Below are 21,156 nucleotides of genomic sequence, written 5' to 3' on the forward strand. Positions count from 1 at the left end.
CTGACGAGGCATCACGTCGAGCGACGGGGTGCCTCGTCCAGGCGGAGGAGCGCCTCGTCCGTCCCCACGACCACTCCCCCGTCCGGTGTGAGTGTCACCGCCCGCACCGGGGGTCCGGGGCGGAAGGAAAGCCGCTCCTTCGTGTCGAGGTGGTGGAGCTCCACGAGCCCGTCGGCCCAGGCGATCGCGAGGGACGGTCCCTCCGAGGACGCGGCGGCGTGCAGGGCCACGACGGGGCAGGGGCGTTCGGTCACCGGCTCGGGGTGCGGATCCTGGCCGGGGGTCCAGAGCCGGACCGTGCCGTCGAGGCCACCGCTGCAGAGGAAGGGCGTGGGCGGCGCCTCGACGGCGGTGACGGCCGTGACCCGGCCGCTGTGCAGCGCGGCCTGGTGAATGCCCGTCAGGCCGAACGCGTGCACGGATCCGAGCCGGTCGCCCACCACGACGGAGCCGCTGATCGCCGCGAGCGCCGTGCCGGGGTGCCGGGTGAGGGTCGACGCGACGGCCGCGGTCAGCCGCTCCAGGTAGGGCGGGCGTGGCTGCGGCCCGCGCACGGTGTGCAGCCGGCCCCGTTCGTCGAGGAGCAGGACGGTACCGTCCGGCGCGGGGGCGAGCGCCTTGATCCGGCGCGCGGGGCTGGTGAACGGCTCGTCCGCGGGGGCCGCGTCGGCCGGGTCCAGCAGGCGGACGGCGTCGGTGCGGCCCGCGACGAGCAGACGATCGCCGAGGGTCCCGAGCGCGGTGACGGGTCCCGGCCAGGGCGGGGTCAGATCGCCCCGTACGCGGGTCCATCGCACGCGCCAGGGGGCGCCGGCGGCGAGATGCCGCAGGGCGGGGCGGAGCCGGGGATCGGCGCCGTCCCCGAGGGCGCCGAGCAGGACCAGGGCCCGGTCGGCGGGGTCCTGCTCCCGGCAGAGGGACTGCCCGGCTCGCAGCCAGGCGGTGCGCAGACCGCCGTGGTCGTCGCCGCCGCGGTCGTCCCCGGCGTGACCGTCACCGCCGTGACCACCACCGTGGCCGTCACCCGACCCGCTCGTGTAGCGGGCGGTGACGAGCAGAGGATCGGCCTCGCACACGGCGGCGGGATCGGTCAGTTCGACGGCCGCGCCGGCCTCACCCTCCGTTCGCGCCCCGGCAGGCGGGGCGGCCCGTCGGCGGGGCGGCTCGCCGGCCGTCCCGTCCCGCTCCGCCATGTCCACCACCGTGGCACGGTGGGAGGCGAGAAGGGCATGGGCGGGAGCGCCCGTGCGGACCTCGACGACGAGCCGGACCCGGCCGAGCCCGACCAGTTCCCCCAGCAGTTCGGCGATCGCCTCCGGTTCCGCGGCGGCGTGCAGGTCCGTCAGGACGAGGACCGCGCGGCGGGCCTCGGTGGTGGCGAGGACCTGGACCAGTTCGCCGGGTGACCTTGCCACCACGCCGAGGCGGTTGGCCATGACCCAGGCCGTACCGAGCGCGCTCTGCCCGGCGAGCGGGATCAGCTCGCGCGCCGAACGCCTGCGGCGCGCGCCGGCACGGCCGCCGTGGGCGGCGAGCCAGGAGAGCAGCGCGGACTTGCCCCGGCGGGGTTCACCGGTGACCAGGCAGAGGCGGGGCGCGTCCGGGTCGGTGAGCCAGCCGAGCAGGGCCGCCTGGACCTCCGTACCGGCGGCGGAGCGTCCTGCGCGAGGGGATCCGGTCACGGGCGCCGGCCCCATGCCGGGGGCGGGGTCGCGGACGGCATGGCACACCTCACGGACGGCGTCGGGCGGGCGGACTGACGGCAACGACCTTAGTGGTCAGCCCGCCGATCCGGTGAAGTGCTCCCGTACGAGTGACTGCACGACGGTCAGGTCCTGGGCGACGAGCGCGTCGAGGAGGGCGGTGTGCTCCGCCGCGTCCGCGACCAGGTCGCCGTGGCGGGTCGCCGGGGCGCTCATCAGGGGCCACTGGGAGCGGCGGTGGAGGTCGTCGGCGACGGCGAGGAGCTGTTCGTTGCCGGCGAGGGAGAGGACCGCGCGGTGGAAGGCGCGGTCGGCCTCGGCGTAGTGGGCGCGGTCGCCGCGGGCGGCGGCGGCCGAGGTGGCCTCGGCGAGGGGGCGGAGCTCGGCCCAGCGGCCGGCCGGGACCGTACGGGCCAGACGCAGCATGACCGGGACCTCGATGAGGGCGCGGACCTCCGCGAGCTCGGCGAGCTCGCGCGGGGTGCGTTCGGTGACGCGGAAGCCGCGGTTCGGCACCACCTCGACGGCGCCCTCGGTCGCCAGCTGTTGCATGGCCTCGCGCACGGGGGTCGCCGACACGCCGAAGCGCTCGGCGAGGACGGGGGCGGAGTAGACCTCGCCGGGGACCAGCTCGCCGCCGACGAGAGCGGTGCGCAGGGCCTGGAGGATCTGACCCCGCACGGAGTGGCGCCGTACGGGACGGGGGGCGAGCCCGGGGGCGGGCGGCTCGCTGTGGGTGTGCTCCCCGCGGACCGGCGCGGACGGGGCGGGCGGGGAAACCGGGGCGGGCGCGGACGCGAAACGGGGCGCCGGCGCGGAACGGGGCACGGAACGGGGCGCGGGCGCGGAACGGGGCGCGGGCACGTCGGCCGCGGAGGCATCGAAGCGGCCCTGCTCGGGGACCCGTGGGGCGTCACCGAACGGCGGGTACGGCTCCTCCTGCGCCCGCTCGCGCGCTCTGCCCTGCTCCACCCGGGTCCTCCTGCGGGGTTGTGCCGGGCCCGGCTCGCCATGGCCAGGCCCCCCGTGCACCATATGCGAGACGGAGCGACAGGGGACCAGGTGGGCGTGCCCCCTGGAGACGAGGCGCAAACATCGATCGCATCGGGTAAGGTAAGGCTTACCTGTTAACGATCGCGATTCGGTGGTCCCGTATGGCCGTCCCCGCCCTGCTCCCCGCCCCCTTCACCTCGCCCGTCGCGGCCTCGTACGCCCGCCTCGGCGAGGTGTTCTCCGGCCTGCGGATAGAGGAACTGGGCGAGCACGAGAGCACACCGCGTGGTGCGGGATGGGTCGGCGCCGACGAGCTGGCGGTGGGGGGCGCCGCGCTCGACGCCTTCCTCGCCTGGGACGACGCCCAGGTGCTGCGGGACTACGGACAGCGGGCCCGCCCCGACGTGGTCGCCAGCTTCGGACTGCACCGGTACGCCTGGCCGGCCTGCCTCCTCGTCACGGTCCCCTGGTTCCTGCACCGCAGGGTTCCCCGTATGCCGGCCCGGAACGTCGCCTTCCATAGGACCCTGGGACGGATGGCCGTCCGCGTCGAGGAGTTCGCCTGCCTGCCCGGCGACCCCGCCGCCGCGCTGCCGGGCGCGCGGGTCGTCCCGGACGAGGAGGCCCTGCGCGCCGAGGTCCGGGCCTCGCTCGCCGAGCACTTCGAGGACGTCCTGGCCGGATTCGGGTCGCGGATGCGGCGCGGCAGGCGCGCCTTGTGGGGCATGGCGACGGACGAGATCGTCGAGGGCCTCTGGTACATCGCGGCGCTGCTCGGCGAGGAGGAGCGGGCGATGCGCGAGCTGGAGCTGCTGATGCCGGGCACGGCCAAGCCGTACGCGGGCGCCGCCGGCTTCCGCGAGCTGGCCGGTTCCGTGGACGCCGACGGAACGACCCGCTCCACCCGGGACCGGGCGACGTGCTGCTTCTTCTACACGCTGCGCCCCGAGGACACCTGCCTGACGTGCCCGCGCACCTGCGACGCCGAGCGGGTCCGCCGGCTGGCGGCGACCGCCTGACCCTCCCGGGGGATTACGCCACCCGCACGGGTGGCGTAAATCGAACGTAACTCCTGGTGCGCGTGCGGTCGTTCGAGTAGATCGCACCTATTCGTATGCTGTGCGACCCCAATGGCGTGCTCTTGCCGCGAAACCCCTTGTAGGCCCTTCGGGGTCGGCCAGTATGGGCGCCCGAAAGGCCCTACTGCGATGCAAGGGACACCGCATGAGACTGACCGACATATCGCTGGACTGGCTGCTTCCTGGCGGCGTCATGGTGGCCGGAGTCCTGACGGCGGTGGCGGTGCTCGCGCGCGGCAAGCGCGCCGGTGACCAGGCCGCGGCCGACGACTCCTGGGAGCGCAGCGAGGAACGCCGCAGACGCAAGGAAGCGATCTACGGAACCGCCTCCTACGTCCTGCTCTTCTGCTGTGCGGCCGTCGCCGCAGCACTCTCCTTCCACGGGCTCGTCGGCTTCGGCCGGCAGAACCTCAACCTCACCGGGGGCTGGGAGTACCTCGTCCCCTTCGGCCTCGACGGCGCGGCGATGTTCTGCTCGGTCCTCGCGGTCCGCGAGGCGAGCCACGGCGACGCGGCCCTCGGCTCGCGCCTCCTCGTCTGGACGTTCGCCGGCGCGGCGGCCTGGTTCAACTGGGTGCACGCGCCGCGGGGCCTGGGCCACGCGGGCGCCCCGCAGTTCTTCGCGGGCATGTCCCTCTCGGCGGCGGTCCTCTTCGACCGGGCCCTCAAGCAGACCCGCCGGGCGGCGCTGCGGGAGCAGGGCCTGGTGCCCCGTCCGCTGCCGCAGATCCGGATCGTACGGTGGCTGAGGGCACCCCGGGAGACCTTCGCCGCCTGGTCGCTGATGCTCCTGGAGGGCGTACGGACCCTGGACGAGGCGGTCGACGAGGTCCGCGAGGACCGGCGGGAGAAGCAGCAGAACCGGCTGCGCAGGCGCGATCAGGAGAAGCTCGACCGGGCCCGCCTGAAGGCGATCAACCGGCAGCACCGGGCCTTCGGACTGGGGCGCGGCGGTGGTCGTCAGGTCGAGGTGGCGGCCCTGAACCCCGGTGCGGGCTCCGTCGGCCCGGCAGGCTCGGTGGGCTCCGCGACGTCCGTGGGGACGGCCGTCGCGGAGCCCGCCATACCGGACCCCGGACAACTGCCGCTTCGACACCGGCCCTCCCTCCAGGCCGTGCAGGGTACTGAGCCGCGGACGGTGGATCTCACCGCCGAGGACGACACCCAGACACTGCCCCGGCTCGACTCCCTCGAGCGGAAACTCAAGGATCTCGAGCAGCAGTTCGGCTGAGATCGGAACACGGAACGGCGGGGCCGCCTCTCAGGCGGCCCCGCCGTTGAGTTCGAACCACACCACCTTGCCCACCCCGTGGTCCTCGACTCCCCAGGAGTCGGCCAGCTCCTGGACCAGGACCAGTCCTCTGCCGTGCGTACCGTCGTCGGCGATCGGTGCGCGCGGCTCGGAGAGGCCGGAGACGAAGTCGCGGACTTCGACGCGGAGGCTGTCGGGAACGACGGTCGCGGTGACGACCGCGCCGTGGTCCGTGTGGATCAGCGCGTTGGTCACCAGCTCGCTCGTGAGCAGCTCGGCCACGTCGGAGGCCCCTGGTTCACCCCATCTCCGCAGCAGCGCGCGCAACGCGTGGCGCACCTCCGGCACCGCGGTGAGATCGGCGCATCCCACCTTCCTGAGCAGTTGAGTCGGCTGTCTCGACTCCCCGGCCATATCCCCCACCCACATGTCGGAACAACTCATCTCGAACAGGCTCACGGGGATGCATGCCCCACCACATCGCCCGCATTCATACGATGCGGGCGGCGCCGGACCGGGGTGGGGGCCGGCCGCTCAGGGGCGGGGCACGTTGCGCAGGTTGGAGCGGGCCATCTGGAGCATCCGGCCGACCCCGCCGTCCAGGACGATCTTGCCTGCGGAGAGGGCGAAGCCGGAGACCATCTCGCGGCTGATCTTCGGGGGGATGGAGAGGGCGTTGGGATCGGTGACGACGTCGACGAGCGCAGGGCCCTTGTGCTTGAAGGCGTCCTTGAGGGCGCCCGCCAGCTGTTTGGGCTTCTCCACACGGACGCCGTAGGCGCCGGCCGCGCGGGCGATGGCGGCGAAGTCGGGGTTGTGGTTCGTCGTTCCGTACGAGGGAAGCCCGGCGACCAGCATCTCCAGCTCCACCATTCCCAGGGACGAGTTGTTGAACAGGACGATCTTCACGGGCAGGTCGTGCTGGACGAGGGTGAGGAAGTCGCCCATCAGCATGGAGAATCCACCGTCGCCCGACATCGAGATCACCTGGCGGCCACGGTCCACGAACTGCGCGCCGATGGCCTGGGGCAGAGCGTTGGCCATGGAGCCGTGCGAGAAGGAGCCGATGATCCGGCGGCGGCCGTTGGGCGAGATGTAGCGGGCGGCCCAGACGTTGCACATGCCGGTGTCGACGGTGAACACGGCGTCGTCGTCGGCGAGTTCGTCGAGGACCGAGGCGACGTACTCGGGGTGGATCGGCACGTGCTTCTCGACCTTGCGGGTGTACGCCTTGACGACCCCCTCCAGGGCGTCGGCGTGCTTCTTCAGCATCTTGTCGAGGAAGCGGCGGTCGGTCTTGGGCCGCACCCGCGGCGTGACGCAGCGCAGGGTCTCGCGGACATCGCCCCAGACGGCGAGGTCGAGCTTGGAGCGGCGGCCGAGGTGCTCGGGCCTGATGTCCACCTGGGCGATCGTGACGTCGTCCGGCAGGAAGGCGTTGTACGGGAAGTCGGTGCCCAGCAGGAGCAGCAGATCGCACTCGTGGGTGGCCTCGTAGGCGGCGCCGTAGCCGAGCAGTCCGCTCATGCCGACATCGAACGGATTGTCGTACTGGATCCACTCCTTGCCGCGCAGCGCGTGGCCGACGGGCGCCTTCAGCCGTTCGGCGAACTGCATGACCTCGGCGTGCGCCCCGGCCGTGCCGCTGCCGCAGAACAGCGTCACCCGGTCGGCGGCGTCGATCATCCGCACCAGGGCGTCGATCTCGGCGTCCCCCGGGCGGGCGGTGGGCCGGGTGGTGACGAGGTCGTGCTCCACCGCCTCCTTGGGGGCGGGCTCGGAGGCGATGTCACCGGGCAGCGCGACGACGCTGACGCCGCCCCGGCCGACGGCGCGCTGAATGGCCGTCCGCAGCAGCCGGGGCATCTGCTGCGGGCTGGAGATCAGCTCGCTGTAGTGGCTGCACTCGGTGAAGAGCCGGTCGGGATGGGTCTCCTGGAAGAAGCCGAGGCCGATCTCGCTCGACGGGATGTGCGAGGCGAGGGCGAGGACCGGGGCCATCGAGCGGTGGGCGTCGTACAGGCCGTTGATCAGGTGCAGATTGCCCGGACCGCAGGAGCCCGCGCAGGCGGCGAGACGGCCGGTGATCTGCGCCTCGGCCCCGGCGGCGAAGGCGGCGGCCTCCTCGTGCCGGACGTGGACCCAGTCGATGCCGGGGGTGCGGCGGACGGCGTCGACGACGGGGTTCAGGCTGTCGCCGACGACTCCGTACAGGCGCTGCACGCCCGCGCGGACAAGGATGTCGACGAACTGTTCTGCGACATTCTGTTTGGCCATGGGTCCATCAACACATGGGCCGCCGCGTTACGCCTCCCAGACGCCCACCGCTGTACGGTCATCGGCGTACCCCTTCACCCGCAGCTGTACGTCGGCGAGGAAGGCGGCGAGTCCGGGCGGCTCGGCGCCGGCCCAGCGCTCGGCCAGTTCCTCGGGGAGGGCGGGCTCGCCGCGCATCGGCTCGGCGAGGCCGTTCGACGCGAGGAGCAGGGTGTCACCGGGACGGGCCACGGAGGCGCGGAAGCGGAACGGCTCGGCGGGCGGGGGCAGCGGGGCTTCGACGAAGGGGCCGGGGGCCGTCGTGATGCCGAGGTCCATGGTGAGCCGGTCGCCCTCCTCCGTCTCCGCCGGCACGTCGGACGGTGGTGAGCCGAAGCCGACGACGGGTGCGCCGGTGAGCGCTGCCGGTTCCGGCACCAGCGGCTCTATGTCCTGCCAGGCGCCGTCGCGGAGCCGGAACAGCCCGCCGCCGCCGATGCCGAAGAAGACGCGGGTGCGGCAGTGGGGGTCGGCGGAGAGAAGGAGACAGCGCAGGCTCGCGGTGTACTCCTCCGGTTCCACTCCCCGTTCGGCGGCGCGGGCGCGGAGTCTGCCGAAGGTGCGGTCGGTGAGTCGGTGGAGCCCGGACTTGAGGTCGCCGCGGCGGCCGGCCCGGATGTCCTCGGAGAGCCGGGTGTGGCTGCGGCCGACGGCCTCCGCGATCCAGCGGCAGGCGTCGGCGGCGGCGAGATGGGCCGACTCGGCGGCCCGGGCTCCGGTGGCCACGGCGACGAGGACGAGCGCGGCCTCGGCGTGGCCGAAGCGGGCGGTGAGGAGGGCGTCCCTGCGCGGGTCCCCGCGGTAGCGGGCGGAGTCGCCGCGCAGGGAGGCGGCGCGCAGCGTGCAGGCGCCGTAGCGGGCGCCGTCGAGCACGGTGTCGGCGACCAGGTCGTCGAGTTCGTCGGGCCGGGCGGCCGGAAGGGCGGTGGGCTCGGCCTCGTAGGTGGGCGGCCGGCTGCCGATGTGCTCGGCACGGGGGCGGGGCACGGCCGAGAGGCCGGCCTCCGGGGCGGTGTCGAGGGCGGTGTCGGCCTCCGGCCGGGCGGGGTCGGGGAGCGTGTCCCCCGCCCCCGGGGTGGGTGCGGCCTTCGCTGCGGCGGGCGGAGGCGGTGGGGTGGCGGCGGGCGCACGCCCCGTCCCGTCGGACGGGACTCCGGACGGGCCGCCGGGCGCGGCGGCCTCGGTGTCGGGGCGGGGTGTCCCCGCGCGGTGGAGCGGTTCGGGGGGCGGTGGGGCCGCGGTGACGTACGGCGGTGGGGGCTGGGGCGGTGCCGCCGGGAGGGGCTCCGCCTTCGGCGGCGCCGGGGCGGGGGGCCGGGCGGGCGGTGGGGCCGTGGGCGGGGCGGACGCCACGGCGTCGGAGGCCGGTACGGGCGGTCGCGGCGGGGTCGCCGGGAACGAGCGCGGTGCGGGGCCCGCGTCGTCGAGCGGTTCCCAGGGGGCCCGGGGCGGGGGCGGCGGGAAGGAGCGCGGTGGCGGGCTCGCGTCGTCGAGCGGTTCCCGACGGGCCCCCGGCGGTCCCGCCGTCGGGTGCGTCGCCCCGCCTGTCGCGCGCGACGCCGAGTCGAAGCGGTCGTCGAGCGTGTCACCCGTCGCCGTCGGCGCCGTGTCCGGCGCCGTGTCGTCGTAGAGCTTGTCCCACCAGTTGTCCCCCTGCTGAGTCATGCCCTTATTGTCCACCGAGCGGGCCGCCCGAAAACGGGACATGAAGAAAAAGGGGTCCGCCGGGCGACCCCACCCCCCACGGGAAGGACGCCCGGCGGACCGGCGTGGTCAGCGCACGTCGTAAGCGCGGACCACGGTCTGGGTGACGGAGTTGCCGTGGGCGTCCGTCAGTCGGGTCTTCAGGGTGACCGGCTTGCCCGCCGCGCCCGTGTGGTTCACGGTCGCGGTCCACGCACCGCCCTGCTGCGAGACCTGCGCCTCCGTCCAGGTCGAGCCCCCGTCGTACGAGTACGAGAGCGTCGCCGAGGTGAGCGCGGCGGGCGTGTAGCCCGCGTGACCCGTCGCGGTGAGGCCGATCTTCTGGCCGTCGGTCGCGGCGAGGGTCTTGAGTCCGTCCTCCGGCAGGGTGTACCGGGGAAAGAGAATCGGGATGCCTTGAGAGTAGACGCTCTCGTCAAGCTTGGAGGTGAATTTCCATACCGAGTTGACGGATGTGGAGCGCGCCCACACCTTGCTGCCGATCTTCATGGTGTTCTGTTCGAGCGTGTACGTGCCGTTCCCGGACGGGACTTCGAAGACACCGAACGGCCATCCGGTCTCGTCGAGCAACTCGTCGTCCCTGCTCAGCCGGAGAGAACCGATGTCGCCGAAGGAGCCGGGCTCGGCGTGGTGGGTGCTGTCGCCCCACAGGGCGTCGGCGAAGCCGATGAGGTTGCCCTGGCGCTCGGCGACGAGGACGGGCTTCCCGGCCGCGTCGCGCGGGGCGGTCGGGGCGACGACGCCGTCGTACCAGCGCTCCGTACGCTTCTCGCCCGCCGTGTAGGCGTGCCGGGCGCCGATCATGTACTCGCCGAACGGGAAGCTGGACGAGAGGACTTGCTCCCAGCGGGTGTTCCCGGGGGTGTGGTACTCCGTCCGGCTTCCCGGCGCGGGGACCGTCTCGACGGCGCCGAAGAACACGCCCGTGCCGTTCGGCCGGTACGCCGCCGCGTTGTCGATGAAGTCGGTGGCGACGCCCATCGAGCCGTAGGTGGAGTCGGTCCGGCCCAGCTGTCCGTCGCGGACGCGGTAGACCTTGTCGTCCCTGATCGCGCCGGTCTCCGGGAAGGCCAGGTTGTAGAGGTAGGGGCTCTTCGCGGTGGCCTTCCAGGAGAGGGTGACCTCGCCGGCGGAGAGCTCGGCGAGCAGCGCCGCGCCTTCGGCGGAGCTCACGGCGAGGACCGGGAACCCGGCGCCGGTGAAGCCGGCGGAGGGGAACCAGCGGACGGGCGAGGTGCGGTACGCGAGGACCGCGACCGCGCCGGCCGCCTTGGCGTCGCGCGCCACCGTGCCGACGGCGGTGGACGTGTCCTGGACGCGGACCAGGGCGACGCGTCCTCGGACACCGGCGGCCGCCAGCTCCTGCGGGGTTCCGGCGCCGGCGTCGACGAGCCGGGCGGAGCCGGTGCCGTCCAGGTTGTCGGAGCCGAGGGAGGTGGTGACCGGACGCAGGACGGTGCCGGCGCCCGTCCTCAGCTCCTCGACCTGCGGGGCGGCGGTGCGCCAGTAGCTGCCGAACTCGAACTCGCCCTCATGGGCGCGGCCTTCGACCGAGGCGTAGTAGCCGCGCAGGGTGCGGGTTCCGGCCGCCGTACCGGCGTGCAGCCAGGTGTCGTCCCAGGATCGGGAGAAGGCCAGGGTGGCGCCGCGCTGCTCGCCGGGCCTGTCGGTCCGCACCGACAGGCGGTGCGCCGTGCGGGCGTCCAGGACGAGCGTGGTGTCCTTCTTCACCTCGATCTGCGGGCGGGCCAGGTGGCTGAGCGAGTCGTTCAGCGTCGCGCCCGCGCCTTCGTCGGGGGTGGTGACGAACGAGGTGAGGAAGTAACTGCCGGGCCGCACACGGAAGATCTGGGCGGTGGCGCCCTCGTTGAAGCGGCGCTCGCCGCTCGCGTCGTCGGTGCCGATCAGGTCCATGGACGACGCGCCGCCCGCGGGGTTGCCCTGACGGTCGATCAACTCGACCCGCAGGGTGACCGTCTCGGGCTGGACGTACAGGGAGAACGGGGTCGAGACGTGCACGCCCGCGGCGCCGGTGGCCACGACCCGGCCGGTGACGTCACCGTACTGGGCGCGCTCCAGGTGGGCGGTGGGGTCCAGGTGCAGCGGGACCTCGACGGTCGCGCCGGCCGGGACGGTGACGGTGCGCTTGCCGAGCCGGGCGACGGAGGCCCGGACGCGCGAGCCGTCGTTGCCGGTGACCTTCTCGACGGCGAGCGTCAGCGTGACCGCCCTGCCGGAGGTGTTGGTGTACGGGACGGCGACGGCGGTCCGGTCACCGGTGTCCTGGGGCCAGGAGAACGTGCCGCCCTGGACGGCGTCGGCGCCGAGGACCGTCTGGTCGATCGCCGCCTTGACGTCGAGACGGCCGCCGCCGGTCTCGCGTACGTCGCCGGGGACGGAGCTCGCGGCGGAGGAGACGAGGGCGGCCTTGATCGCCTGCGCCGGCCAGTCCGGGTGGCGCTGCTTGACGAGGGCGGCGGCGCCCGCGACGTGCGGGGCGGCCATCGACGTACCGGACATGGACCGGTAGGCGTACACGCCCCGGCCGCCCGCCGCGGCGGCGGAGATGCCGACGCCGGGTGCGGCGATCTCCGGCTTGAGGGTGTGGTGCACGATCGTGGGGCCGCGGCTGGAGAAGTACGCGGTGGAGTCGTCGCGGTCGGTGGCGCCGACGGTCAGCACGTCGGGGGCGCAGCCGGGCGAGGAGACGGTGCCCGGAGCCGGGCCCGTGTTGCCGGCGGCGACGACGAACAAGGTGCCCTTGTTCTGGGCGAGTTCCTGGGCGGCGACGCTCATCGGGTCGGTGCAGTCGGTGGGTACGGGGCTGCCGAGACTCATGGAGACCACGTCGGCGCCCTGGGCGACGGCCCACTCCATGCCGGCGATGATCCAGGAGGCGGCGCCGGACCCGGAGTCGTCGAGCACCTTGCCGTTGAGGAGGTCCGCGCCCGGCGCGACGCCCTTCTTCGTGCCGTCGCTCGCCGCGCCCGACCCACCGACGGTGGAGAGGGTGTGCGTGCCGTGGCCCTGGTGGTCGGCGGCCGTCGCGGAGTCGGTGAAGTTCTCCGCGGCGACGATCCGGCCCTTGAGGTCGGGGTGCTCGGCGTCGGCGCCGGTGTCGAGGACGGCGACCTTGGTGCCCCTGCCGTCGAAGCCGGCGGCCCATGCCTCGGGGGCGTGGACCTGCCGGGTCGAGCGTTCCAGGGTGGCCTGGACCTTGCGGTCGAGCCAGAGCTTCCTCAGGCCGGTGCCGGACCGGGCGGTGGGGGCGTCGACGTCGGCCCAGAAGGTGGCGGCCTGCCGCTTGTCGGCCGTGAGGGCGACACCGTCGACGGCCTTGAGGACCGCGCCGCGCCGGGCTCCGCGCGGGGCCGCCGGGACGGAGCGGGCGAGGTCGGAGCCGTAGACGGCGATCAGGGGCAGCGTCGTGGAGGAGGCGTCGTCGTAGCCCTGCCGGATCAGGCCGGTGACGTTGAAGAGTTCCTCGTCGACGCGGCCCGCGGCGAGGGCGGCGGTGGCGCCCTCGGGGTAGACGTACAGGTCCTGGCCCGAGCGGCGGGTCTGGACGAAGGGCACGGTCCCGTCCTGGCGGGGCAGGGCGGCGGCGGCCGGGTTCCCGGCCTCGTCGTGGGTGACCAGCACCTGGTCGCCCGTGACGAGGGTGACGGTGGCGGTCCGGTCCCCCGCGCGGGCGTGGGCCGCGCTGCCGGTCAGCGGTCGATCACCGGCCGGGCCGTCCTGTGGCGCGGCGGCCGTGGACGGCGCGACAGCGGTGACGGCCAGGACGGCGGCGGTCGCCGCCCCCAGGGCCGTACGCGAGATCGGGCGCATCGCTCTCCCCCTCTGATTCCGGTCAAGGGCAGGCGAAAAGGCCCGTGTCCGGAGACTGTCGGTGCTGCGGTGGCGCCACATTGGCAGAGGTGAGGGTGGTGCAGGGATGATGTGCGCGGCGGGAATGCGCCGTGGCCGATTCCCGCCAGGGCACCGACGGAACGAATGCGTCCGGTGAACGTCCCGGGAATGTCCGGGACGTCCTGGGACGTCCGGCGAGGGGTGGGGCAGCGATGCTGGGAGCGATAGGTCTCGACGAGCGGCAGGAGTCCGCGTACCGCGCGCTCGTCGCGCTGGGCGCGGCCGAGGTGACGGACCTGGCGCACCGGCTGGCGCTGCCCGAGACGGACACAGAGCGGGCGCTGCGGCGGTTGGAGTCGCAGGGGCTCGCCGCGCAGTCCTCGGCGCGGACCGGGCGGTGGGTCGCGGCGCCGCCGGGGGTGGCGCTGGGCGCGCTGCTGACGCAGCAGCGCCACGAGCTGGAGCAGGCGGAGCTGGCGGCGGCGCTCCTCGCCGAGGAGTACCGGGCGGAGGCGGCGGAACCGGCCGTCCACGACCTCGTCGAGGTGGTGACCGGCGCGAGCGCCGTGACCCACCGGTTCCTCCAGCTGCAGCTGGGCGCGACGGAGGAGGTCTGCGCGCTGGTGACGGGCAAGCCGATCGCGGTGACCGGCATGGAGAACGACGCGGAGGAGCTGGCGGCCGGGCGGGGCGTGCGCTACCGGGTGGTCGTGGAGCGGGAGGTGATGAGTCTGCCCTCGGGGATCGTGGAGCTTTCGGCGGCGCTGAGCCGCGACGAGCAGATCCGGGTGGTGGACCGGGTGCCCACGAAGCTGGTGGTGGCGGACCGGTCGCTGGCGATGGTCCCGCTGACGGGCCGGGGCGCGGAGCCCGCGGCTCTCGTCGTGCACGCGAGCGGGCTCCTGGAGTCCTTGATGGGTCTCTTCGAGGCGGTCTGGCGGGACGCGCTTCCGCTGCGGCTGGGGGCGGGCGCGCAGGTCACCGAGACGGAGGTGCCGGGCCCGGACGCGACCGACCTGGAGATCCTCTCGCTCCTCCTGGCCGGCATGACGGACGCGAGCGTGGCCAAGCAGCTCGACCTGGGGCTGCGGACGGTGCAGCGCCGGGTGAAGGGTCTGATGGAGCTGACGGGCGTGACGACGCGGCTCCAGCTGGGCTGGCACGCGTACGAGAAGGGGTGGGTGGCGCGCGGGTGACGCCATCGGTGCGCGGCTGCGGGTGACGGCCACTCGGGCTCCGTAGGACCGCCCGCCCGGACCGGCTGACGACCGCTCCCACCGGGTTCGGCTCGCTCCCTGTGACCGCCCGTCCGGGCCGGCTGACGACCGCCCCCGCCGGGTTCGGCCCACCCCCCGTACGTACGCCGCGATCTGCGAGAAGATCATCCGTCCTGCACGCTGGGCAGATGGGTGTGTGGCAGCTGTTGCTCGTCGCGATGGTGATGCTGCTCGGCCTGTTCGGGGTGCTGGCCCCCGGCGTGCCGGGGCCGTGGCTGGTGTGGGCCGCCATGCTCTGGTGGTCCCTGAACGAGCAGAGCGGGCTCGCCTGGATCCTGCTCGTCTCCTCGACCGCGCTGCTCCTGCTCACCCAGGTGGTCGTGTGGCAGCTGCCGCAGCGCCGGATCCGCGGGGTCGGCATCACCCGGCGAATGGTGACCTACGCCGGCGTCGGCGCGTTCCTGGGCTTCTTCCTGGTACCGGTGCTCGGCGCGATCCCGGGATTCATCGGCGGGATCTACCTCTCCGAGCGGCTCCGTCTGGGCGGCCACGGCCAGGCCAGGGCCTCCACCAGGACGGTGATGCGCGCGGCGGGGACGAGCATCCTGGTGGAGCTCTTCTCCTGCCTGCTGATCGTGGGGGCCTGGTTCGGCGCAGTGATCGGGGCCTGAGGTCCGCGTCCGCCCGATCTCGCGGCTACGCCGGGAGATCGATCTGGTACCTGATGAAGCCGGTGTTGCGGGCCACCTGGTCGTAGAGACGGCGGGCGGTGGTGTTGGACTCCTGCGTGTTCCAGTAGACCCGGTCGCAGCCCTGCTCCTTCGCCCATTCCGTCACGGCGGCGATCAGGGCGCGGGCGACGCCCTTGCCGCGCGCCTCGGGATCGGTGAAGAGGTCCTGGAGGTAGCAGACGTCCGGTCCCGAGGTGCTGGGGTGGACGAAGAAGTGGGTGAAGCCGACGACGCGGCCGTCGAGCCGGGCGACCCGGGCGTGCAGCCGAGTGCCGTCCTGGAACGCGGCCCAGGCCCGCTCGTACGTCGCGGCGGGCTCGCTGCGGCCGTAGAAGTCGATGTACGCGCGGAAGAGCCGCTCCCAGGCGTCACGGTCGTCGGGCCCGAGCAGGTCTGTGCTGATCATGGACTCATTCTGCCGGTACGGGGACGAGCTCCAGGTACCGGAGGGCGTAGGACCGCCAGGGCCGCCATGCCTCGGCGTCGGGGCCGCCGTCGGGGGCCACGTCGGGGTCGCCGAGGGCGCGCATCCGGATGAGGGCCGCCCGGGCGGCGGTGACGCCGGGGACGGCCCGCAGGGCCCGTTCGGCCTCGTCGCGGTCCGCGCCCGGATCCAGGCGTACGGCTCCGGTGGCGAGCGCCTCCGCGAGCGGGCCGACCACGGGGTGGGCGGTGAGCGCGGCGGGCTCGGGGAAGAGATGGGTGAGGCTTCCGCAGGGGCTGTCCAGGGGCGTGCCGTGGGCCGTGACCAGCCGCGCCGCCTCCTCGGTGCCGGTCAGCGTCCGTACCGCGAACTCCTCGGGGTCGGCGGCGCCCGGCGACCGCAGGCCGGGGCGGGCCGCGACCCGTGCGGCGAGCCGCGGGTCGGCGGCGAGGCGCTCGCCGACGGCGTGGGGATCGGCGTCCAGGTCGAGCAGCCGGCGCAGGCGCTGGACGGCGGTGGTCAGGTCGCGCAGGTCGGTGAGGTGGATGCGGGCCTCCAGCCAGGGCCCGGCGGAGCGCTCGTCGACGGAGACGATGCCGGTGCCGTACGGGAGACGGAGCGTACGGCGGTAGGTGCGCGCCCCGGGGGCGCCGAGCACCTCCTCGACGTGCGGCAGGGCTTCGGCGGCGAGCAGCTGGAAGACCTCTCGGGCGGCGTACGGTCCGCGGTGGGCGAGGCGCAGCGGCACCCCGGCGGCGAGCGCGGCGCGGGGGCCGGTGCCGGTGCCGGACTCGGTGCGCAGCTCGGAGGGGGTACGGGCGTAGACGCGGCGGATGGTGTCGTTGAACTGGCGCACGCTGGCGAAACCGGAGGCGAAGGCGATCTCCGTGATGGGGAGCCCGGTGGTCTGCAGGAGCAGTCGGGCGGTGTGGGCGCGCTGGGCGCGGGCGAGGGCGACGGGGCCCGCGCCGAGTTCTGCGGTGAGCTGCCGTTGGACCTGCCGGGCGCTGTAGCCGAGCCTGCCGGCGAGGCCGGGCACGCCCTCCCGGTCGACGACGCCGTCCCCGATCATCCGCATGGCGCGACCGACGACGTCGGCGCGGACGTTCCACTCGGCGGACCCGGGCACGGCGTCGGGCCGGCAGCGGCGGCAGGCCCGGAAGCCGTGGCCCTGGGCGGCGGCCGCGGTGGGGAAGAAGGTGACGTTCTCGCGCTTGGGTGTGACGGCGGGGCAGCTGGGACGGCAGTAGATGCCGGTGGTCTCGACGCCGAAGAAGAACGCTCCGTCGAACCGGGCGTCCCGGCTGCTGACCGCCTCGTAACGGGTGTCCTCGCTGGTCTCCTGGTCGCTCACGAGATCCAGTGTGCGGGAGCCCGGAGCGCCGGGCTGGCGGTTTTCGGACACCGCACTGACACCGGGGGCCGGTCGTGCGCCGATCAGTCATCGGCCCACGACCGGCCCTCGGGTTCCGTCCTCGGGCTCCGTCCTCGCGCTGCGTCCTCGGGTTCAGGCCGGCGGCCGGTCCGTACGACCGGCCGCCGTGGCCGGCGCCCCGTGGTGACTACCGCCCGCGGGCGCCGCGCTTGGCCTCCAGCGCCGCCCGGCCCTCCGCGCCCTTCCGCTTCCAGTCCTTGAGCATCTCGGCACGGAGCCGGGCGTCGGTCTTGGCGACGATGCGCTGGTTCTCGCGCAGCAGCTTGCGGTAGCTCTCCAGCCGGCGCACCGACAGGGAGCCGTCCTCGACCGCCGCCGTCACCGCACAGCCCGGTTCCGACTCGTGGGCGCAGTCCTGGAAGCGGCAGTCCTCGGCCAGCTGCTCGATCTCCGAGAAGACCTGGCCGACCCCGGTCTCGGCGTCCCAGAGTCCGACGCCGCGCAGACCGGGGGTGTCGATGAGGACGCCGCCGCCGGGCAGCACGAGCAGGTTGCGCGTGGTCGTGGTGTGGCGGCCCTTGCCGTCCACGTCACGGGCGGCCCGGACCGTCATCGCCTCTTCCCCGAGCAGGGTGTTGGCGAGCGTGGACTTGCCGGCGCCGGACGTCCCGAGCAGCACGCTCGTCCCGCCGCCCACGACCGCGCCGAGGACGTCGAGTCCCTCACCGGTCTGCGCGCTGACGGGCAGCACCTGCACTCCTGGAGCCACGGACTCCACGTCCTCCACGAGGTAGGAGAGCCCGACCGGATCGGGAACGAGGTCGGCCTTGCTGAGCACGACGAGGGGCTGCGCGCCGGACTCCCAGGCCAGGGCCAGGAAGCGTTCCACCCGGCCGAGGTCCAGCTCGACGGCGAGCGAGACGGTGATGATCGCGTGATCGACGTTGGCGGCGAGGATCTGGCCCTCGGACCGCTTGGACGACGTGGACCGCGCGAACGCCGTGCGGCGCGGCAGCAGGGTCCGTACGTACTGGGGATCCCCGGCCGCGTCGACGGCGACCCAGTCGCCCGTGCAGACGACCTTCAGCGGGTCGCGGGGAACGACGAACTCGGTGTCACCGCGGACGGTCCCGACGGGGGTGACCACGTCGCACTGACCGCGGTCGACGCGCAGGACGCGGCCGGGCAGCAGTCCCTGCCGGGCGTACGGGGCGAACGCGGCTTCCCAGCCCTCGTCCCAGCCGTACGGAGCGAGAGCGTGCGAAGCCGAAGCCGAAGCCTGAGGAGAGGCCGAAGCGTGGAGAGAAGTTGCGGCCTCGAGAGAGGAGAAAGACAAGGGGTGACCCTTCACAAGGGTGGCCCCGGCACGCGCCCATCGGCGCGCAGAAGGAAGGAAGGTCAGCCGGAGACCACGGAGGTGGAGTTGATGAGCTTCGGGATGAGGGCAGAGCCCGTCGTCATGACAGCCATCGGTCACACCTCCTGGTTCACACACGTCTGGGCCGCGGCGGCCTGCCGGCCGCCGGGAACGACCGCAACATTAGTGACAGGCTCACGCGGCGCGCCAACCCTTTTTCCGCGGTCTGGGGAAGGAAGTTTCCGGCCAGACTTTGCATGACCATGCGCGATCCTGCATACTCTTCCTATGTCCAAGGTCCTCACCTCCCTGCCCGCCGGCGAGCGCGTCGGCATCGCCTTCTCCGGCGGCCTCGACACCTCGGTCGCGGTCGCGTGGATGCGCGACAAGGGTGCCGTCCCGTGCACCTACACCGCCGACATCGGCCAGTACGACGAGCCCGACATCGCCTCGGTGCCCGGCCGTGCCAAGACCTACGGCGCCGAGATCGCGCGCCTGGTCGACTGCCGCGCGGCGCTCGTCGAGGAGGGCCTGGCCGCACTCACCTGCGGGGCGTTCCACATCCGCTCCGGCGGGCGCGCCTACTTCAACACCACGCCGCTCGGCCGCGCCGTGACGGGCACGCTCCTCGTCCGGGCGATGCTCGAGGACGACGTCCAGATCTGGGGCGACGGCTCGACGTTCAAGGGCAACGACATCGAGCGGTTCTACCGTTACGGTCTGCTCGCCAACCCGCACCTGCGGATCTACAAGCCCTGGCTGGACGCGGACTTCGTGACCGAGCTCGGCGGCCGCAAGGAAATGTCGGAGTGGCTCCTCGCCCACGACCTGCCCTACCGCGACAGCACGGAGAAGGCGTACTCCACCGACGCCAACATCTGGGGCGCCACCCACGAGGCGAAGACCCTGGAGCACCTGGACACCGGCGTGGAGACCGTGCAGCCGATCATGGGCGTGCGGTTCTGGGACCCGTCGGTCGAGATCGCCACCGAGGACGTGACGATCGGCTTCGACCAGGGCCGCCCCGTGACGATCAACGGCAAGCAGTTCGGCTCGCCCGTCGACCTCGTGATGGAGGCCAACGCCATCGGCGGCCGGCACGGCATGGGCATGTCGGACCAGATCGAGAACCGGATCATCGAGGCCAAGAGCCGCGGCATCTACGAGGCGCCCGGCATGGCCCTGCTGCACGCCGCGTACGAGCGTCTGGTCAACGCGATCCACAACGAGGACACCCTCGCCCAGTACCACAACGAGGGCCGGCGCCTCGGGCGGCTGATGTACGAGGGCCGCTGGCTGGACCCGCAGGCGCTGATGGTGCGGGAGTCGCTGCAGCGCTGGGTCGGCTCGGCCGTCACCGGCGAGGTGACGCTGCGGCTGCGGCGCGGTGAGGACTACTCGATCCTCGACACCACCGGCCCCGCGTTCAGCTATCACCCGGACAAGCTGTCCATGGAGCGCACCGAGGACTCCGCGTTCGGTCCGGTGGACCGGATCGGTCAGCTCACCATGCGCAACCTGGACATCGCCGACTCGCGCGCCAAGCTGGAGCAGTACGCCGGCCTGGGCCTGATCGGCACCGGCAGCCCCTCCATCGGCGCCGCCCAGGCGGCCGCGACCGGGCTGATCGGCAGCATGCCGGAGGGCGGCGCGGAGGCCATCGCCTCCCGCGGCGAGGTCACCGAGGACGACGAGCTGCTGGACCGCGCGGCGATGGAGTTCGGCACGGACTGACGCCGCCGGACCCACGGGGAACGGACCATCGGAAGGCCGGCTGGGCGCCCACGGCGCCGAGCCGGCCTTTTCCGTGCCACCCGGCGCTGCCGGAGCCGTACGGTCCCGTCTTCGGGGGGGGTGACGGCTCAGACGACGACCACGTCGACCGCCGCCACCGGGTTGCAGCCGTAGCCCTGGGCGTTCCACGGCGCTCGCGGTGGCTGGGTCTCGCCGTGCGCGTCCGTCGCCCGGGCCAGCAGCCGGTACCGGCCAGGTCTCCGGGGTGTCCACCGGTACGACCAGCCGGTCCAGGCGTACGGTCCGGTCGGCGGCTCGAGGTCGGCGTCGTGCCAGGCCGTGTCGTCGGCGCGCCCCTGTCCCGGCACTTCCTCGTCCTCGTGCTCGGCCCGCACCTGGACCCGTCCCACGGCCGGTCCGGCGCCCGACCAGGCCCGGCCGCGCACGACGGTCTGTGTGCCGCGCCGGAGATCGTCGTCCGGCTCGGGTGCGGTGATGAGGGCCTTGACCCGGATCGTCGAGACGGGCCCTTCGGGGATGCCCCGGGACGCGACGTACACGTACTCCTCGGTCTGGAAGACGCCCGTGAAGGGCTGCGTGACGGCCCTCGCCCCGGTCAGCCACTTCACGTCGGCGACGGCGTACCGGCCGGGAACGACGAGACGGACCGGGGCGCCGTGCTCGGGCGGGAGAGGCTCGCCGTTCAGATGGGTGGCGAGGAGGGTGTCCGGGTGGAGGGCCTCGGCGAGCGGGAGGCTGCGTTCGAAGGCGGCCCGCCGGCCGTGCACGCTGCCGGCGTCGGCCCCGGAGAAGACGAACTCGACGGTCTCCGGCGCGACTCCGGCGCGCTCGGCGACGAGGCGGAAGGGGACGCCCGCGAACCGGACGCAGCCGACCGCGCGTTCGCCCCAGGGCAGCCCCGGCGGGCGGGGCGTCATCAGGGCGCGGCCGTTGCCCGCGCACTCCAGGACGACGTCGAACTCCCGGCGCCCCTCGCGTCCGAGGGCGAGCAGCGCCTCGTAGTCGAGGGTGAGCGGCGTGGTCACCGCCCCGCCGACGCGCAGCCGCCAGCGGTCGACGGCCGTCGGCGGCACGCCGAAGTGGTCCCGTACGAACAGGGCGTCGGCGGGAGTGAGTCGCTCGGCCAGCGCGGCCCTCGGCGTCTGGGCGTTGTACGGGTCGGTGGTCACGGTCTCGGGTGCCCAGGCGGTGGCGCCGGGCCCCCGGGGAACGGCCGATGCGGTCATGCCGGCACCTCCGTCGGGACCGGGGTCAGGGCCTGCGGCCGGGCCGGCCGTCCGGGCGCGGTCCTGTTCCAGCGTACGTCCGGGCCGCCCCGGTCACCCCAGGGGACGTCAGGAGCACGCACCGCGTCCGATTCGTACAAGACCGGCGCTGCCCCACCCGCCTACCGTGCCC

General features: G+C 73.8%; 15 protein-coding genes. 5 read left to right on the forward strand and 10 right to left on the reverse strand.

Features of this window, described 5'->3' with window-relative positions:
* Nucleotides 1-11 precede the first annotated feature (11 nt).
* Together ACZ4VW_RS23450 and ACZ4VW_RS23455 are read right to left on the reverse strand one after the other, a co-directional pair.
* On the reverse strand, nt 12-1,682 hold the full coding sequence (locus ACZ4VW_RS23450) for a WD40 repeat domain-containing protein (RefSeq protein WP_467965436.1): 1,671 nt from the start codon (nt 1,680-1,682) through the stop codon (nt 12-14).
* 96 nt (nt 1,683-1,778) lie between these two features.
* Nucleotides 1,779-2,675: a GntR family transcriptional regulator gene (locus tag ACZ4VW_RS23455; RefSeq protein WP_467965438.1), complete on the reverse strand. Its 897-nt coding sequence runs from the start codon at nt 2,673-2,675 to the stop codon at nt 1,779-1,781.
* A gap of 182 nt (nt 2,676-2,857) precedes the next feature.
* Here ACZ4VW_RS23455 and ACZ4VW_RS23460 point away from each other — a divergent pair, with 182 nt between their 5' ends.
* Both ACZ4VW_RS23460 and ACZ4VW_RS23465 read left to right on the forward strand, forming a co-directional pair.
* Entirely contained in the window at nt 2,858-3,715 is an 858-nt protein-coding gene (locus ACZ4VW_RS23460) for a (2Fe-2S)-binding protein (RefSeq protein WP_467965440.1), read from the forward strand.
* A gap of 205 nt (nt 3,716-3,920) precedes the next feature.
* Nucleotides 3,921-5,006 (forward strand): DUF2637 domain-containing protein, encoded by a 1,086-nt coding sequence (locus ACZ4VW_RS23465; protein WP_467965442.1) that lies wholly within the window; start codon nt 3,921-3,923, stop codon nt 5,004-5,006.
* A 30-nt stretch (nt 5,007-5,036) separates the two neighbouring features.
* Here the strand turns inward: ACZ4VW_RS23465 and ACZ4VW_RS23470 are convergent, their stop codons facing one another.
* The 4 genes from ACZ4VW_RS23470 to ACZ4VW_RS23485 all read right to left on the reverse strand — a co-directional run bounded on the left by ACZ4VW_RS23470 (nt 5,037) and on the right by ACZ4VW_RS23485 (nt 12,878).
* On the reverse strand, nt 5,037-5,441 hold the full coding sequence (locus ACZ4VW_RS23470; protein ID WP_467965738.1) for an ATP-binding protein: 405 nt from the start codon (nt 5,439-5,441) through the stop codon (nt 5,037-5,039).
* 120 nt (nt 5,442-5,561) lie between these two features.
* On the reverse strand, nt 5,562-7,304 hold the full coding sequence (locus tag ACZ4VW_RS23475) for a pyruvate dehydrogenase (RefSeq protein ID WP_467965444.1): 1,743 nt from the start codon (nt 7,302-7,304) through the stop codon (nt 5,562-5,564).
* A gap of 27 nt (nt 7,305-7,331) precedes the next feature.
* The gene (locus tag ACZ4VW_RS23480; RefSeq protein ID WP_467965446.1) at nt 7,332-9,008 is read right to left on the reverse strand and encodes a protein phosphatase 2C domain-containing protein; all 1,677 of its coding nucleotides are present in this window, start codon (nt 9,006-9,008) and stop codon (nt 7,332-7,334) included.
* 108 nt (nt 9,009-9,116) lie between these two features.
* A complete protein-coding gene (locus tag ACZ4VW_RS23485) occupies nt 9,117-12,878 on the reverse strand; it encodes a S8 family serine peptidase (protein WP_467965448.1) in 3,762 nt (1,253 codons plus the stop codon).
* Between the two features lie 233 nt (nt 12,879-13,111).
* On the opposite strand from ACZ4VW_RS23485, the gene ACZ4VW_RS23490 reads away from it, so the two are divergent.
* Together ACZ4VW_RS23490 and ACZ4VW_RS23495 are read left to right on the forward strand one after the other, a co-directional pair.
* Nucleotides 13,112-14,095, forward strand: a complete 984-nt coding sequence (locus ACZ4VW_RS23490; RefSeq protein WP_467965450.1) for a helix-turn-helix domain-containing protein — start codon at nt 13,112-13,114, stop codon at nt 14,093-14,095.
* 209 nt (nt 14,096-14,304) lie between these two features.
* The gene (locus tag ACZ4VW_RS23495; RefSeq protein ID WP_467965452.1) at nt 14,305-14,787 is read left to right on the forward strand and encodes a DUF456 domain-containing protein; all 483 of its coding nucleotides are present in this window, start codon (nt 14,305-14,307) and stop codon (nt 14,785-14,787) included.
* A 25-nt stretch (nt 14,788-14,812) separates the two neighbouring features.
* Here the strand turns inward: ACZ4VW_RS23495 and ACZ4VW_RS23500 are convergent, their stop codons facing one another.
* The 3 genes from ACZ4VW_RS23500 to rsgA all read right to left on the reverse strand — a co-directional run bounded on the left by ACZ4VW_RS23500 (nt 14,813) and on the right by rsgA (nt 17,982).
* Entirely contained in the window at nt 14,813-15,253 is a 441-nt protein-coding gene (locus ACZ4VW_RS23500) for a GNAT family N-acetyltransferase (RefSeq protein WP_467965454.1), read from the reverse strand.
* A gap of 4 nt (nt 15,254-15,257) precedes the next feature.
* Nucleotides 15,258-16,625: a DNA-3-methyladenine glycosylase 2 family protein gene (locus ACZ4VW_RS23505; RefSeq protein WP_467965457.1), complete on the reverse strand. Its 1,368-nt coding sequence runs from the start codon at nt 16,623-16,625 to the stop codon at nt 15,258-15,260.
* A 208-nt stretch (nt 16,626-16,833) separates the two neighbouring features.
* The gene (rsgA, locus tag ACZ4VW_RS23510) at nt 16,834-17,982 is read right to left on the reverse strand and encodes a ribosome small subunit-dependent GTPase A (protein WP_467965459.1); all 1,149 of its coding nucleotides are present in this window, start codon (nt 17,980-17,982) and stop codon (nt 16,834-16,836) included.
* A 309-nt stretch (nt 17,983-18,291) separates the two neighbouring features.
* Here rsgA and argG point away from each other — a divergent pair, with 309 nt between their 5' ends.
* Nucleotides 18,292-19,737 (forward strand): argininosuccinate synthase, encoded by a 1,446-nt coding sequence (gene argG, locus ACZ4VW_RS23515; protein WP_467965461.1) that lies wholly within the window; start codon nt 18,292-18,294, stop codon nt 19,735-19,737.
* A gap of 128 nt (nt 19,738-19,865) precedes the next feature.
* Here the strand turns inward: argG and ACZ4VW_RS23520 are convergent, their stop codons facing one another.
* Nucleotides 19,866-20,984, reverse strand: coding sequence for a sulfite oxidase (locus ACZ4VW_RS23520; RefSeq protein WP_467965464.1), 1,119 nt, complete (start codon nt 20,982-20,984; stop codon nt 19,866-19,868).
* Between the last annotated feature and the right edge of the window lie 172 nt (nt 20,985-21,156).

It is taken from the genome of Streptomyces sp. NPDC029139, assembly GCF_055564335.1.